This window comes from Micromonospora tarapacensis, assembly GCF_019697375.1.
GTDB lineage: Bacteria > Actinomycetota > Actinomycetes > Mycobacteriales > Micromonosporaceae > Micromonospora > Micromonospora tarapacensis.
The window spans coordinates 69,103-82,926 of record NZ_JAHCDI010000003.1 but is presented as its reverse complement, the minus strand read 5'-3'; the positions used below and the strand labels follow the sequence as shown (position 1 = coordinate 82,926).

Genomic DNA, 13,824 nt, shown 5'->3' with positions numbered 1-13,824 from the left:
GGGCTCCCTCGGTGGCGTGGACACTTCGGGGCACAGCCTACGGTCCACCGGCCGGCCGGGACGCGGGACGCTGCTCGACAGCGGACCGCTCCTCGGCGGGTAGTTGCCCGACCGCGGGCCGCTGCTCGGGGGCGGGCGGCAACTCCCCGCACGGGCCGGTGTGGTCGTAGGGCTGGGGGCAACGGCTGCGGTCGGGCAGCAACAGATCGCAGAAGACCCGGTGCCGGTTGTTCTGGTCGTCGGCCGTCGACACCTCGGTCTCGCCGGCGTCCAGTTCGAGCAGGAAGTTCAACGAGGTCGCCACCCGGCCGGCCAGGGCCGTCGCGGCAGCCAGGTCGGTCACCCGGATGGGCAGGTGGATCACGTACCCGGGGCCGTCCTCCTCCCGTCCCCCGGCCGGCTCGGCGCTGGTGCCCGACTCGGCGGGCCGCCGGTACGACCGCTCGTTCGTCGGCGGCCGGCCGGAGGAGTGGCCGCCAGCCGTCCGGCCGCCCCGCTGTGGCCCGGCCGGGAACTGGGCTCGGAGGGTGTTGTCCGTGTCGCGCATGCACTGCCTCCCGGCGTCGTACCTGGTCACGGCGCCGCCCGCCGATCCGGGCCGCATCCGCCCGGCCCGAGCCGGGCGTGCCGGAGCGACCGTAGGACCGGCCGGCCGGTCCCATCAACAGGACGCGCACGCCCGATGGCATTCGGTCACATTTGCGACACCCAGCAGCGGAAGCCGATGGCACCCCGCCCGCGCGCGGCACCGGGCCCTCCGCAACGGCACCGGGGACCGATACCCTTCCGGTCTGGACGGGCGCCCGGCCCGACCACCCGATCCCACGCTCACCGCCGTAGCGCGGTGCTGCGTCGCACCCGGGGGGACCGATGACCCAGCCACCCGTCGGCGGCCCGACCGGCCCCGCCGACCATCCACCGGCCCAGTCCTCCCCGCCGGCCGCCCCGGCCGACGGCCACGGCTCGGCGGGCCCACCCCCGTCCGGCTATCCGGCGTACCAGTCGCCAGCCGGCCCACCCCGCAAGCGGGGGGCACTGTTGGCCTCGGTCGCACTGGTCGTGGTGCTGCTGCTCTGCGTGGGAGGCGGCGTGGCGGCGTTCCTGACCCTGCGCAACACCGAGTCCGGCGAAGGTGCGCAGGATCCGTCGGTGGCGGTCGACGACTTCCTCACCGCGGTCTACCAGGAGCGGGACGCGGCCAAGGCGGCGAAGCTGGTCTGCACGGCCGCCCGCGACCAGGACAAGATCAGGGCCAAGGTCGCCGAGGTCGAGGAGTACGTCTCGACCCACCAGAGTCCCCGATTCCGCTGGGACACCCCGACGGTGGACAACGAGACCGGTGACCGGGCAACCGTCACCACCACGGTGACGGTGACCACCGCCGACGAGAAGATCGCCGACCAGGACCTGCGCTTCACCGTGATCCGGAAAACCGGCTGGTGGGTCTGCGAGGTCGCCTGACCTCGCCGGATGGATAGGCTCGACGGGTGGGAGCAGCGCAGCGCCCGGCTGACCGGGCCGGCACCGATTGGCCCGCCCGCCTGCACGTGGTGACCGGCAAGGGAGGCACGGGCAAGACCAGCGTGGCCGCCGCCCTGGCCCTGGGCCTGGCCACCGGCGGTCGGCGCACGCTGCTGGTCGAGGCGGAGGGGCGTCAGGGCATCGCCCAGTTGTTCGGCACCGAGCCGCTGCCGTACGCCGAACGGCGCCTGGCCGACGCGCCCGGCGGCGGCGAGGTCTGCGCGCTCGCGGTGGACGCCGAGGAGGCGCTGCTCGAATACCTGGACATGTTCTACAAGCTCGGCGCGGCCGGCCGGGCGCTACGCAAGTTCGGTGCGATCGACTTCGCCACCACTATCGCCCCGGGCCTGCGCGACGTGCTACTCACCGGCAAGCTCAAGGAGGCGACCACCCGCACCGTCGACCAGCGACGGGTGTACGACGCGGTGGTGCTGGACGCCCCGCCCACCGGTCGGATCGGGCGGTTCCTGAACGTCACCGCCGAGACCGCCCGGCTGGCCAAGGTGGGGCCGATCAAGACCCAGAGCGAGGGGGTCTCGGCGCTGCTGCGCTCGCCGATGACCGCGGTGCACGTGGTGACCCTGCTTGAGGAGATGCCGGTGCAGGAGACCGTCGACGCGATCGCCGAGCTGACCGCGCTGGGTTTCGGTGTGGGCCGGCTGATCGTCAACGGCACCCGGGCACCGCTGCCGGCGGGCCGGTTGGTCACCGAGGCGGAGTTGACGCGGGGGCTGCGTGCCGCCGGGCTGCCGGTCGACCAACGGGTCGTGACCGGGCTGCACGAGGAGGCCCGCGACCTGGTCATCCGCCGGGAACTGGAGGATTCGCTCCGCGCCGACCTGGTGGAGTTGGGCCGGCCCCTGGTGGAACTCCCGCTGCTGCCCGACGGGGTGGACCGCGCCGGCCTCGATGTCCTCGCCAGGGCACTCGTCCGCGGCGATTGACGCACACCTCACCTCGGCCTGCCGCGCGGAGCGAGCCGGCCCGATACGCTCGATTGGTGCCTTCCGACACCGCCGCGCCGCCGCTGGACGTCGACCAGATCCTGGCCGACCCGGGCGTACGGATCGTGGTCTGCTGCGGAGCGGGCGGGGTGGGCAAGACGACCACCGCCGCCGCGCTCGCGCTGCGTGCCGCCGAGCGGCACGGCCGGCGCACGGTGGTGCTCACCATCGACCCGGCGCGGCGGCTGGCCCAGTCGCTCGGTCTGAACGAGCTGGACAACACACCCCGGCAGGTGAAGGGGATCGACGCCGAGGACAGCGGCGGCGAGCTGCACGCCATGATGCTGGACATGAAGCGCACCTTCGACGACGTGGTGCTCCAGCACACCGATCCGGCGAAGGCCGCGGAGATCTTCGCGAACCCCTTCTACCAGGCGATGAGCTCCACCTTCGCCGGTACGCAGGAGTACATGGCGATGGAGAAGCTCGGCCAGCTGCACGCGCGGGGCGAGTGGGAACTCATCGTGGTGGACACCCCACCCTCCCGCTCGGCGCTGGACTTCCTCGACGCGCCGGCCCGGCTGTCCCGTTTTCTCGACGGGCGGATGCTGCGGCTGTTGCTGGCCCCGGCCCGGACCGGCGGGCGCAGCATGTTCAGCCTGGTCACCGCCTCCTTCGGGATGTTCTCCCGGGTCGTGCAGAAGGTCATCGGCACGCAACTGCTGACCGACCTGTCCGGCTTCGTCGCCGCGCTCGACTCGATGTTCGGCGGGTTCCGGCAGCGCGCGGAGCAGACGTACCGCATTCTTCAGGCCCGCGAGACGGCGTTCCTGCTGGTCGCCGCGCCGGAGCCGGACGCGGTGCGGGAGGCCGCCTACTTCGCCGGCCGGCTGCGCGAGGAGAAGATGCCGCTTGCCGGCCTGGTGCTCAACCGGGTGCACCGCCCGGCGGTACCCGGGCTGGAGGCGCCGGCCAGTCGCGCCGCCGCAGACCAGCTGGCTTCGGCCGGCGGCCACGAGGGCACCGTCGAGGTGCTGCGGGCGCACGCGGCCCTGGCCGAGCAGGCGGTACGCGAGCAGCAGGTGGCCACCCGGTTCACCGAGGCGTTTCCGCAGGTGCCGGCCGTCTCGGTGCCGGCGCAGCCCGCCGACGTGCACGACGTCGACGGGCTGCGGACGATCGGTGCGGCGATGAGCCGCGACCGACCGTGACGGTCTAACTGCCGGCGGCGGCCAGGATCTTGTCCTGGCCGGCCTTGTCCTTCGCGTTCTTCTTCATCGCCGCCTCGAACATCTTCCGCCAGCTGGTGACCTGCGGGTGGCGGCGCAGCAGCGCGCGGCGTTCCCGTTCGGTCATGCCACCCCACACGCCGAACTCGATCCGGTTGTCCAGCGCGTCGGCCAGGCATTCGTACCGGACTGGGCAGCTCCGGCAGATCCGCTTCGCCACGTTCTGTTCGGCGCCCTGTACGAACAACGCGTCCGGGTCCCCGTTCTGACACGCCGCCAACGACGGCCAGTCAGTGATCATGCCCATCTGTACACGTCCCCCCTTGCAGTACTACCGACGCCGTCGCGGGCCAGCCGGCAATCCCCCCGGTCGTCCGGCACGCCTTACCCCCAAGGCGGCACGGACGACATGTGGCGCTGTCGCCGCCTCCATCATGCTCTGTAGTCGCCCGATTACGCAACGTTGTCGGCCAAATCCATCATTCCGGACACTCCCGGCTTCTCGGGCTCGGGACCGGCCGCTTACCCCACCGGAGTCCGCGAAAACGCTGCGGGTCACCTCCGCGAGGAGGAAACTCGGCACGGATCCACGCAACCGGACACCCGGTGCCACGCGTCTAGCACAACGAGGACGGCGCGCGCAGGAAATGGGGAAAAGACGCCCCAGCGCCCCTCGTTACCTGTTCGCGTACCCTGTCGAGGTGACCTGGATGCGGAAACGTGACCACAACGTCCTGACCAACGCCGCATCGCTGCTCATCTGTGGGCTGTTGGCCGGTGTGGTGGTCGCCGCTGCGGCCTTCCCCGCGGTGGCGATGTCGGGCCTGGCCGCGAAGGCCGGCGCGGAGACCTTCGGTGCGCTGCCGAACGAGCTGACCGTGTCCCGTGCGCCCCAGATCAGTTACCTGCTCGCCTCGGACGGCAAGACACCGCTGGCCACCATGTACGACGAGAACCGGCGGGACGTGGAATTCGCCGACATCTCGGAGAACATGCGCAACGCGATCATCGCCGCCGAGGATCACGACTTCTACAAGCACAACGGGGTCGACCTCAACGGCGTGGCCCGGGCCTTCGTCAACAACAGCGCCGCGGGCAACGACCGGCAGGGCGCCTCGACGCTGACGATGCAGTACGTCCGGATGGGCATCGCGTACTCGGCCACCCACCCGGCCGACGTGGTCGCCGCGACCGAGGACACCAGCGCCCGCAAGCTGCGCGAGATGAACTACGCGCTGCAGATCGAGAAGAAGCTCAGCAAGGATCAGATCCTGGAGAGCTACCTCAACCTCGCCGCCTTCGGCAACGGCGCGTACGGCGTCTACGCCGCCAGCCAGGTCTACTTCAACAAGCACCCGAAGGACCTGAAGATCGAAGAGGCTGCCATGCTGGCCGGCCTGGTCAAGGCGCCGACGGCGTTCGACCCGACCACCAAGAGCGGCCGCCCGCAGGCGATCGCCCGGCGCGACTACGTGATCGACAACATGGCCAAGATCGGCGCGATCACCCAGCAGCAGGCCGACACGGCCAAGGCCGCCGAGCTCAAGGTCAAGGGCAAGCGGGCACCGAACGGCTGCGTCGCCACCAACAAGAACGCCTGGGGCTTCTTCTGCGACTACTTCTACCGCTGGTGGATGGCCCAGGAGACGTTCGGCTCGACCTCCTACGACCGGGAGCGGCGGCTCAAGAGCGGCGGCTACACGATCATCACCACGCTGGACAAGCAGGCGCAGGACGGCGCCGACAAGGCCGTCCGCAGGGCCAAGCCGGAGACCTCCAAGGAAGCCGCCATGGTCGCCGTGGTCGAGCCCGGCACCGGCCGGGTCCGCGCGCTGTCGGTCAACCGGAACTTCAAGCTCGACAACCCGAAGAGCCCGAAGAACAAGCCGCACAGCGACCCGGCCAAGCGCAAGAAGGGGAAGCTCGGCAACTACCCGAACACGGTCAACCCGCTGCTGAGCGGTGGCGACGGGATCACCGGCTACCAGGCCGGCTCGACCTTCAAGATCTTCACCATCGTCGCCGCGCTGGAGAAGGGCATCCCGCTCAGCTACACCATCAACGCGCCGCAGACCTTCAAGTCCGAGTACATCATCGACAGCAGCAGCGACGCGGCCTGCCCGGGCACCAACCTCTACTGCCCGACCAACTCCGGCAAGAAGGCCGGCGGCGTACAGAACATGTGGAGTGCCTTCTCCGCATCCATCAACACCTACTTCGTCCCGCTGCAACAGCAGGTCGGCGCGGAGAACGTGGTCGACGCGGCCAAGCGGCTCGGCATCCAGTTCCGGCAGAGCGAGGACGCGAAGTTCGCCAACGACAAGGAGGCCGCGCACCAGTGGGGCGCGTTCACCCTGGGCGTGTCGCAGGCCACCCCGCTGGAGCTGGCCAACGCGTACGCCACCCTCGCCGCCGACGGTAAGTACTGCGAACCGATCCCGGTGCAGCAGATCCGCGACCTGGACGGCAACAAGCTGGACGTGGCCAACCCGCGCTGCGAGAAGCGGGTCAGCACCGAGGTCGCCCGGGCCGCCGTCGACGTCGCCCGCTGCCCGGTCGGAGACAACTCCTCCACCACCAAGTGCGGCGGCAGCCGCACCGCCGCACAGACCAAGGGCATCGTCGACGCCCCGGTGGCCGGCAAGTCGGGCACCACCGACTCGGAGAAGACCGCCGCCCTGGTCGCGATGACCAAGCAGTACGCGGTGGCCGGCATCATGGCCGACCCGGACTGGCCGCAGACCAACGTCAAGATGAAGCACAATCAGGCGGACGGCATCAACCCGCCGGTCTGGCAGACGCTGCGCGACGCCATGAAGGGCAAGAAGCGGATCAACTTCGACGCGCCGGGGAAGAAGATTTCCGAGGGCGACCAGCGCAGCATCCCCGGCGTCCGGTGTGTCGACATCGCGCGGGCGAAGTCGCGCATCTCCGGCGCCGGCTTCCAGCCGATCGTCTCCAGCAGCCGGATCACCTCGGAATGCCCGGCGGGCACCGCCGCCGGCACCAGCCCCGGCGGTCGCACCATCAAGGGCGGGATCGTGACGATCCTGATCAGCTCCGGTGGTGGCAACAACGACAACGACAACGACGGCGGCAACGGCCGGCCCAGCAACGGTCCACCCAGCAACCCGGGCCGGCCGCCGGACGACCGCCCTGGCGGCTGATCGGCAGCCGAGTCGAGACGAACGGGCGGGCATCCCTCAACGGGGTGCCCGCCCGTTTCGATGTCCGGGCGCCGGGCGAGTTGTCGGTCGGGACGCCGGGGGGAGTCGTCAGAGGCCGAGTTGGCGGCGTACCTCGGCGGCCACCCGACCGCCCTCGGCCTGGCCGGCCACCGCGGCCTGGGCCGCCTTCATCGCCGGGCCCATCTGAGCCTTGCCGGTGAAGCCGCCCGCGGCGAGCGCCCCCGCGACCAGCTCGGTCAGCTCCGCGTCGGAGAGCTGTCTGGGCAGGTAGCGGTCCAGCACCGCACCCTCGGCGGTCTCCTTCGCGGCCTGCTCGGTACGACCCGCGTCGGCGAAGGCGGCCGCGGCCTCCCGGCGCTTCTTGGCCTCCTTGGTCAGCACGGACAGCACCTCGTCGTCGCTGAGCTCGCGCTTGGCCTTGCCGGAGACCTCGGCGTTGCCGACGGCGGCCAGGGCCATCCGCAGGGTGGAGGTGGTCAACTCGTCGCGGGCCTTCAGGGCGGCGCGCATGTCGGCGGTGAGGCGGTCCTTCAGCGTGCTCATGGACGGTCAAACTACCCTGATCGGCATGCGAAAGCGCACACTATTCCGGCTCGCGACGATTACCGCCGCGACGGGTGCCGCCGCCCTGGCGTACGCGTCGCTCGTCGAGCGCAACATGTTCACCCTCCGCCGCTTCGATGTGCCGGTGCTGCCGGCCGGCACCGAGCCACTGCGCGTCCTGCACCTGTCGGACCTGCACATGACCCCCAATCAGGTACGCAAGCAGCAGTGGGTCGCCTCACTGGCCGCCCTCGACCCCGATCTGGTCGTGGTGACCGGGGACAACATGGCGCACCCCGGGGCGGTGCCGGGCGTGCTGCGGGCGCTGCAACCCCTGCTCGACTACCCGGGCGCGTTCGTCTTCGGCTCCAACGACTACACCGGGCCCGTCTGGAAGAACCCCTTCACCTACTTCCTGCCCGACCGGGAGTACACCGAGGGGGTCGAGCTGCCCTTCGAGGAGCTGCGGGACGTGCTCACCGGGGCCGGCTGGGCCGACCTCAACAACCGGCGGACAACGGTGAAGGCCGGCGGCCGGGCGATCGACATGGCCGGCGTCGACGACCCGCACGTCGAACGGGACGACTACGCCTCGGTCGCCGGGCCCATCTCGGCCGCGGCCGACCTCTCCATCGCACTCACCCACTCACCCGAGCCGGCGCTGCTCGACGAGATGGCCGCCGACGGCTTCGGCCTGCTGCTGGCCGGCCACACCCACGGTGGCCAGGTCTGCGTACCGGGGTTCGGCGCGCTGGTCACCAACTGCGGACTGCCCCGGTCGATGGCGAAGGGGCTGCACCGCTGGCCCGGCTCGGACTCCTGGTTGCACGTCTCTGCCGGGCTCGGCACCCATCCGACCGCCCCAGTCCGGTTCGCCTGCGCGCCCGAGGCCAGCCTGCTCACCCTGATCCCGAGCTGACCACCCCGCGCCCGAGGGTACCGAGTTTGAGCCCCGGGACGGGTGGGCTACTATTTGTCGGCACGCCTCGGGGTGTGGCGCAGCTTGGTAGCGCGCTTCGTTCGGGACGAAGAGGTCGTCGGTTCGAATCCGGCCACCCCGACCAGAGGAAACGCCAGGTCAGGGCCAGTTTTCCGCCGAGGGAGACTGGTCCTGATTTGCGTTCCAGGCTTGTCCTGGGAGAAATCTGGGAGACGATCTTGTGCGTTCACTCTCGCGCCTCTCCCCGCCCGGTCGCCAGCAGCCGATCCAGCGCCGCCACCGGCGAGCCCGGAGCCATCGCCCACCGCTCCTCCAGGGCCGACGCCCACACCTGGGTCAGGCCATCGAGCAGCCGTCGGCGCATCTCCGCCGTGACGTGGGAGTACCGGGCCTGCACCGACCCGTCCTCGTGCCCCATCCGCTCATCCATCAGCTTGGGCGGCGTGCCCAACTCCTCCATCAGCGTCTTGTGGGTGTGCCGCAGCCCGTGCGGCGTCAGGCCCTGGGCGACCGGCAGCCAGCAGACGTCGGCTCGCGCCTGGGCGTTCCGCCCCGCACCGGCACGCCGGGCCACGGCTCGGCCAGCACCGGCACCGGCCGCGCATTCTGAGGTGCCTTCCTTGGGTACCAGCCCGTGACGGCCGGCTGAAACAGCCACGTCGAGAAGCCGTTGCGACGCCAGTGCGCGGCCGGCTCCCCCACCGAACCCCCTCGCGCATAACCGAGATCAGCCGCAGCTCGTTCAACCTTGACCCGCGTCGCCTCAGACACGGACGCCGAGCGATTCAGCACCGCCGACACCGTCCCCGTTGCCACCCCGGCACGACGGGCCACGTCGACCAGCTTCGCGCCCGTTCGTCCCGCCACGCCGTTGGCCACCCCGTGACCCCGGAACACGTACGTCCGGTCATGGCAGCTGCAAGGCTTCGGCGAGGTCCGGGCCAGGTGATCCGCCAGGAGCTTTGTCAACCACTGCGGGGCGTCGACCGTGCGGCGTGAGTCGTCCTTCGGCGGGCAACGGTGTAGCACCCCCGTGTCCAGCTCGTACAACTGCCATTCGACCCGCACGGCAGCCGGGCGGACAAAACTGGCTTCCAGCCCGACGACCTCGCCCCACCGCATACCGGTGAAACCCTTGAGCACGATGGCGACGAACTCGTCATCGCGACCCGACAGCAGGGCAGCCCGCTCGGCAACGAGCAGGACGCCCAACCCCGTGGTCACCACCTTCTCCGGGCCACGGTTGCGGGACCGCCCGGCACGCTTGCCCCTTCCGCGCCGCCTCGCCGCCGGGTTGGAGTCTCGAAGCCCTTCCTCCACCGCGTCGGCCAGGACGAGATGCAGAGTCCCCCGCCACGTCTTCACGCTGGAGTCCGCGTAGCCCGCCGCCCGCTCCTGCTTCTCCCACGCGGCGACATCAGAGGCCACGATGTCCGCGACAGCCCGATGCTCGAAGACCGGCAGCAAGTGTTCCTCAATGTGCCTGCGGTAGTTCTGCATGGTCGACGCCGCGAGATCCTGCGCCGCATACCAGCGGCTCACGTAGTCCCCGAACGTCATCCGCCCGGCGCTAGGATCACGTCGCGCGCCTGCGCGAACCCTCGCCTCGGCGTCGTTCGCGGCCTGCTCTGCCTCCCGCTTGGTCCGAAAACGGACCGTCACCCCGGTGGAGTCGACCACCGTGCCGTACTTCCCCGACGCCAACTTGAACCGGCCACGCCAGTAGTCGCCGCGCTTCTCCGCGTACCCCATGACCTGTTGTCTCCTTCGGTGCCTATGCCGCCGCGCCCGGCGCGGCGCGACGTGCGCGACGCGGTACACGCGCGCTGAGCTGGACAACCGGGACGTCCTCCGCGCCGACGGTCCGGAGGGGACTCCGGCCGGGTGCAGGTGCCTGGGCGGAATCGCCGCTCGGCCTGACCTCGAACAGCCGGAGGATCTCCCTGATGTGCTCCTCGGTGAACAGGTAGCTGCCACCGATCCAGCAGTACGGAATGCGGCGTCTACGGGCCTGCTCCTTCACCCACCACTCAGAGCAGCGCAGCATCTCCGCGACCTCCGCCGAGCGGTAGAAGGTCGCGCGTGCCGCTCCGATGCCGCTCACGGTCTCCGTGCTCCTCTCCGAATTGGTGTCAAGGTGGGCTTGACGCTGAATCGAGCGTCAGGCGACGAGGGTCTGTAGGTACTCGCGGGCGGCGTCCTGGTGCTCTCGGGCCATTGCGGCGGAGGCGTTGGCGAGCAGCGCGTCTGCGGTGGTGTGCCATCCGGCGCCCACGAATTGCAGGAAGTTGACGACGAGCGTTGTCGGCTCGGTGCCGGCCGCGGTTTCCTGCGGTCCGCTGCTCTGGGCACGGCGGAAGATGACGCGTTGGTTGCGGAGCAGGGCGAAGGTGATCGAGTAGCGGCGGGACTTGGTGAGGAAGTGGCCGCCGAAGCCGAGCATGTGTGCCCAGCGGCGCAGCCGCCGCCAGTCGCGGGGGAGGCCGAGCATCCAGCAGGCGTCGATGAGGCGTTCGGTGTGGTTGCCGGCCGGGTCGGCGTAGATGTCGATGCTGTCGGCGGTGAGCCGGTTGGAGGCGTGGCCGGTGACCTCGGTGGACTTGGTGGCGTACTTGGCGAGGTAGGCGGCCACTTGGGCGTCGGTCACCTCGCCCCGGCCGGCCACGGTGATTACTTTGGTGAGCGCCTGTGTGCCCCAGGTGATTGGCCAGCCGCCGGGCTGGTTGGGGTGGTCGGGGGTGGTGAAGCCGACGGTGGCGGCGGCGTGGTCGACGGCGGCGACCAGGTCGGCGGCGTCGAGCTGCGGCGGGGCCGGGATGATGGCATCCGGGTCGTCGGCGTCGCGGCCGTCGAGGCGGATGATGGCGTGGAAGTGCACGACGCCGCGTCGTTGCATCTCGGCGGCCTTGCCGAACGACAACCGCACCGGGGACACCCACCGGGTCTTGCCGGTACGCGGCGAGGTCACGGGGATGCTGGGGATGCCGCGTGCGGTGGCCAGGCGGTGCATGTAGCGGTTGATGGCGATGGTGGTGCGCCGCCACAGTTCCCCGGCCGAGACGTTCCACACGGCTTGCGCGTCGTGGTCGTAGCAGTCCAGGCACAGCGGCGCGCCCAACCGGGCGTCGGTGTCCTCGTGGCGGGCGAAGCAGACCAGCCGCACACCGTGCGGGCAGACGGTCGACTCCCGGCGGGGGTGACAGGGTTCGGGTCGGCAGTCGCAGGAGGTGCGGCGGTTGCAGGTGTGCCGCTTGACGTAGCGGGTGTGCACCTCGCCGAAGCTGGGGGCGGTGAAGGTGGGGAACACCGCCGGATGGTGGGCGACCTGCTCCGGCACACCCTTGCCGCCAACCAGCCCGGCCCGCACGACCTGGTAGGCGTCACGTTGGTAGAGCTTCGAGCAGGTCGGGCAGACGGCGGCGCGGCGGTTGCCGCACGGCTTGTAGATGACGCCGTCGGGCATGTCCGCCGTTGACCGCTCCGCGAGAAGCCGGCCGGTGGTGGCCTCGATGGTGGCGATGGTGCCGACGAGGCGTACCGGGCGGGTGCAGCCGGCGGCCGGGCGGACATGGCGCAGCCAGCCGGCGAGGTCGGGTTGGGTGAGCCGGGCGGCGGCCTGGAGCCGGATGTCGGTGGAGGTGGCGTACCAGGGTGGCGTGGTCGGCTCGGCGCACGGGGCCGTACCCGAAGCAGGTGCTTCGGGTACGACGGTCAGCGTCGAGACGGTCAACGGGTCGCCTTCGTGGGGCGGCCGTTGGCGGGCTGGACGGTTCGGTTGCTGGTGTTGGGGTCGAGGTCCATGACCGCTAGGGCTTGCGTGGCCTCGTCGGAGGTCACCTTGAGGCGGACGGCCAGTTGGCCCGGGGTGATCGGCGTGCCGTGCTCGGTGCGGTACTGCTTCGCGACGCGGGTCGCTCGGGCGAGCAGGTCCGGGGCCACGGTCGGCAGCGAAAGTTGGGCAGCGTCAGACGCGGTGACAGGAATGTCAGTGGTGGACGGTGCCAACGTCGGAGCCGGAGTGTGCTCGGGCTTGCTCGGTCGGGGACGGGCGGGGCGGGCAGTCGCATCGGGCCGGGACGCCGACGACTCCGGGTTGGAGGCCGTTCGCGGCGTGGCGAGCCGGGTGACCACTTGGGCCGGGGTCGGGATCTCAGGCCGGGCCGGCAGCGGTGCCGGATCGGCCGGGTCGGCGGTAGGAACGATGGGCAGCTCGGGCCGGCCGGGCGTCGGTGCCGGGACGGCGGGAACGTTCACGGTCAGGGTTGGCGTCTCGGCGGGTGCCGGGGACGCTGGCGCGGTGCCGGTGGCGGCGGTCAGGGTTCGGCCGCTTTCCCGGCGGATCAGGGCGCGCATGTGCACGGCCAAGCCAGCGACGGCCGGCGGCAGTGCGCCGACGATCGCGGCCAGGACCACGCGCCAGAGTTCGCCGTTTGTGGACATGGTGTCTAGCAGGTGGTAGGCCGACTGGGCTGCGATGCCGATGCCGGCCGCACCGTAGGTGTTCTTCTTGGCGAACGCGGCCACCCGTGCGGGCACGGGAGCCATCCACAGCACCAGGGCGACGACCACGTAGCCGTCGACCGCGATGGGCATCAGCCAGGCCAAGGCGAGGCGGACCGAGGTGCCGGGGACCGTGATGCGGTCGGTGAAGCCGGCGAGTTCCGCCAGCGCGATCCAGGTAGCGGCGGACAGGCCGAACGACGCGACCAGCACCGCCCACGAGGCGATCGACGCCAGCCGGGGCTCACCGGCCGCCGGCCGGACAGTGGGTGGATTCGGGTTGGTGTTCACGCCGTGGCCCTCCCGTCAGCGAGGCCGAACAGAGTCGGTTCCTCACGGGAAGCCGGTGGCGTGGGTTGGGCCGCCCTGCGGGTTGCCGTCCGGTTGGTCCGGGCGGCTTTCAGGTTGTGCAGGTCGGCGAGTTGGTCAGGCGTCAGCACGGTGAGCGCCTGCTTGTCCTCGCCACGCCGCCGGTAGAGCAGGGGGCGGACAGTGGCGTTGGTCGGGCAGTCCGTCACCCCGTCGGGGTAGCGGAAGCCGCAGCCCGGGCACAGTGACGATGCCGGGCTACCGGGGTGATGGTCGGCGAACACCTGCGCGAGGGTCGCCACCGTGACACCCAGGCCGGCGCGGACGAGCCGCTCGTCCAGGGCGACGCGGTCGGACCGGTCGCCGTAGCGCATCTGCACCGCCTGCCGGGACACACCCAGCCGATCGGCGATCTCCGCCCACGAGTACCGGTACGGAGGCTGACGCAGACCAGCGACAGCGAGCCGGGTCACGGCGTCCACATCGGTGGACAGCACCGCGAGCGACCGCAGCGCCTCGATGTCGCCGGCAGCGACCCGACGGGCGTACGCCCGCAGGATGCGCCGCACGAACGCATCGAACTCGGTGGTCTCCACCGACCGCTTGGCGCGCTTGGTGCGAGTGCGCGTCAAGCCAGGCTTGACAGTGTT

Annotated in this window: 12 protein-coding genes, 1 tRNA gene and 1 pseudogene; 6 read left to right on the top strand and 8 right to left on the bottom strand. The window is 70.9% G+C overall.

Annotated features, from left to right (window positions below; all coding sequences use genetic code 11):
• Positions 1 to 37 precede the first annotated feature (37 nt).
• On the bottom strand, positions 38 to 547 hold the full coding sequence (locus KIF24_RS01160) for a hypothetical protein (RefSeq protein ID WP_221082373.1): 510 nt from the start codon (positions 545 to 547) through the stop codon (positions 38 to 40).
• 323 nt (positions 548 to 870) lie between these two features.
• On the opposite strand from KIF24_RS01160, the gene KIF24_RS01155 reads away from it, so the two are divergent.
• The 3 genes from KIF24_RS01155 to KIF24_RS01145 are packed head-to-tail and all read left to right on the top strand — an operon-like array spanning position 871 to position 3,676.
• A complete protein-coding gene (locus KIF24_RS01155) occupies positions 871 to 1,461 on the top strand; it encodes an Rv0361 family membrane protein (protein WP_221082372.1) in 591 nt (196 codons plus the stop codon).
• 26 nt (positions 1,462 to 1,487) lie between these two features.
• On the top strand, positions 1,488 to 2,465 hold the full coding sequence (locus KIF24_RS01150; protein ID WP_221082371.1) for an ArsA-related P-loop ATPase: 978 nt from the start codon (positions 1,488 to 1,490) through the stop codon (positions 2,463 to 2,465).
• A gap of 53 nt (positions 2,466 to 2,518) precedes the next feature.
• Positions 2,519 to 3,676: an ArsA family ATPase gene (locus KIF24_RS01145; RefSeq protein ID WP_221082370.1), complete on the top strand. Its 1,158-nt coding sequence runs from the start codon at positions 2,519 to 2,521 to the stop codon at positions 3,674 to 3,676.
• Between the two features lie 4 nt (positions 3,677 to 3,680).
• On the opposite strand, the gene KIF24_RS01140 is transcribed toward KIF24_RS01145, so the two are convergent.
• Positions 3,681 to 4,001, bottom strand: a complete 321-nt coding sequence (locus KIF24_RS01140; protein WP_221082369.1) for a WhiB family transcriptional regulator — start codon at positions 3,999 to 4,001, stop codon at positions 3,681 to 3,683.
• Between the two features lie 403 nt (positions 4,002 to 4,404).
• On the opposite strand from KIF24_RS01140, the gene KIF24_RS01135 reads away from it, so the two are divergent.
• The gene (locus tag KIF24_RS01135; protein ID WP_221082368.1) at positions 4,405 to 6,861 is read left to right on the top strand and encodes a penicillin-binding protein; all 2,457 of its coding nucleotides are present in this window, start codon (positions 4,405 to 4,407) and stop codon (positions 6,859 to 6,861) included.
• 108 nt (positions 6,862 to 6,969) lie between these two features.
• On the opposite strand, the gene KIF24_RS01130 is transcribed toward KIF24_RS01135, so the two are convergent.
• The gene (locus tag KIF24_RS01130) at positions 6,970 to 7,425 is read right to left on the bottom strand and encodes a GatB/YqeY domain-containing protein (protein ID WP_221082367.1); all 456 of its coding nucleotides are present in this window, start codon (positions 7,423 to 7,425) and stop codon (positions 6,970 to 6,972) included.
• 25 nt (positions 7,426 to 7,450) lie between these two features.
• Between KIF24_RS01130 and KIF24_RS01125 the strand changes: the two genes are divergently transcribed.
• Together KIF24_RS01125 and KIF24_RS01120 are read left to right on the top strand one after the other, a co-directional pair.
• A complete protein-coding gene (locus tag KIF24_RS01125; RefSeq protein ID WP_221082366.1) occupies positions 7,451 to 8,344 on the top strand; it encodes a metallophosphoesterase in 894 nt (297 codons plus the stop codon).
• Between the two features lie 68 nt (positions 8,345 to 8,412).
• Positions 8,413 to 8,489: transfer RNA gene (locus KIF24_RS01120), tRNA-Pro, on the top strand.
• A gap of 102 nt (positions 8,490 to 8,591) precedes the next feature.
• Here KIF24_RS01120 and KIF24_RS01115 read toward each other — a convergent pair.
• The 5 genes and pseudogenes from KIF24_RS01115 to KIF24_RS34240 form a co-directional block, all read right to left on the bottom strand.
• A pseudogene (locus KIF24_RS01115) lies at positions 8,592 to 10,117 on the bottom strand (LacI family DNA-binding transcriptional regulator).
• 22 nt (positions 10,118 to 10,139) lie between these two features.
• A complete protein-coding gene (locus KIF24_RS01110; protein ID WP_331460980.1) occupies positions 10,140 to 10,469 on the bottom strand; it encodes a helix-turn-helix domain-containing protein in 330 nt (109 codons plus the stop codon).
• A 57-nt stretch (positions 10,470 to 10,526) separates the two neighbouring features.
• A complete protein-coding gene (locus KIF24_RS01105) occupies positions 10,527 to 12,095 on the bottom strand; it encodes a replication initiator (RefSeq protein WP_230414776.1) in 1,569 nt (522 codons plus the stop codon).
• Positions 12,092 to 13,156: a hypothetical protein gene (locus KIF24_RS01100; protein WP_221082365.1), complete on the bottom strand. Its 1,065-nt coding sequence runs from the start codon at positions 13,154 to 13,156 to the stop codon at positions 12,092 to 12,094. Before KIF24_RS01100 ends, KIF24_RS01105 begins: the two co-directional genes overlap by 4 nt.
• Entirely contained in the window at positions 13,153 to 13,806 is a 654-nt protein-coding gene (locus KIF24_RS34240; protein ID WP_331460979.1) for a hypothetical protein, read from the bottom strand. Before KIF24_RS34240 ends, KIF24_RS01100 begins: the two co-directional genes overlap by 4 nt.
• Positions 13,807 to 13,824: the final 18 nt, after the last annotated feature.

Coding starts and splice junctions, on each gene's coding strand:
- KIF24_RS01160 (WP_221082373.1), bottom strand. CDS start 547: ATGCGCGACACGGACAACACCCTCCGAGCCCAGTTCCCGGCCGGGCCA.
- KIF24_RS01155 (WP_221082372.1), top strand. CDS start 871: ATGACCCAGCCACCCGTCGGCGGCCCGACCGGCCCCGCCGACCATCCA.
- KIF24_RS01140 (WP_221082369.1), bottom strand. CDS start 4,001: ATGGGCATGATCACTGACTGGCCGTCGTTGGCGGCGTGTCAGAACGGG.
- KIF24_RS01135 (WP_221082368.1), top strand. CDS start 4,405: ATGCGGAAACGTGACCACAACGTCCTGACCAACGCCGCATCGCTGCTC.
- KIF24_RS01130 (WP_221082367.1), bottom strand. CDS start 7,425: ATGAGCACGCTGAAGGACCGCCTCACCGCCGACATGCGCGCCGCCCTG.
- KIF24_RS01125 (WP_221082366.1), top strand. CDS start 7,451: ATGCGAAAGCGCACACTATTCCGGCTCGCGACGATTACCGCCGCGACG.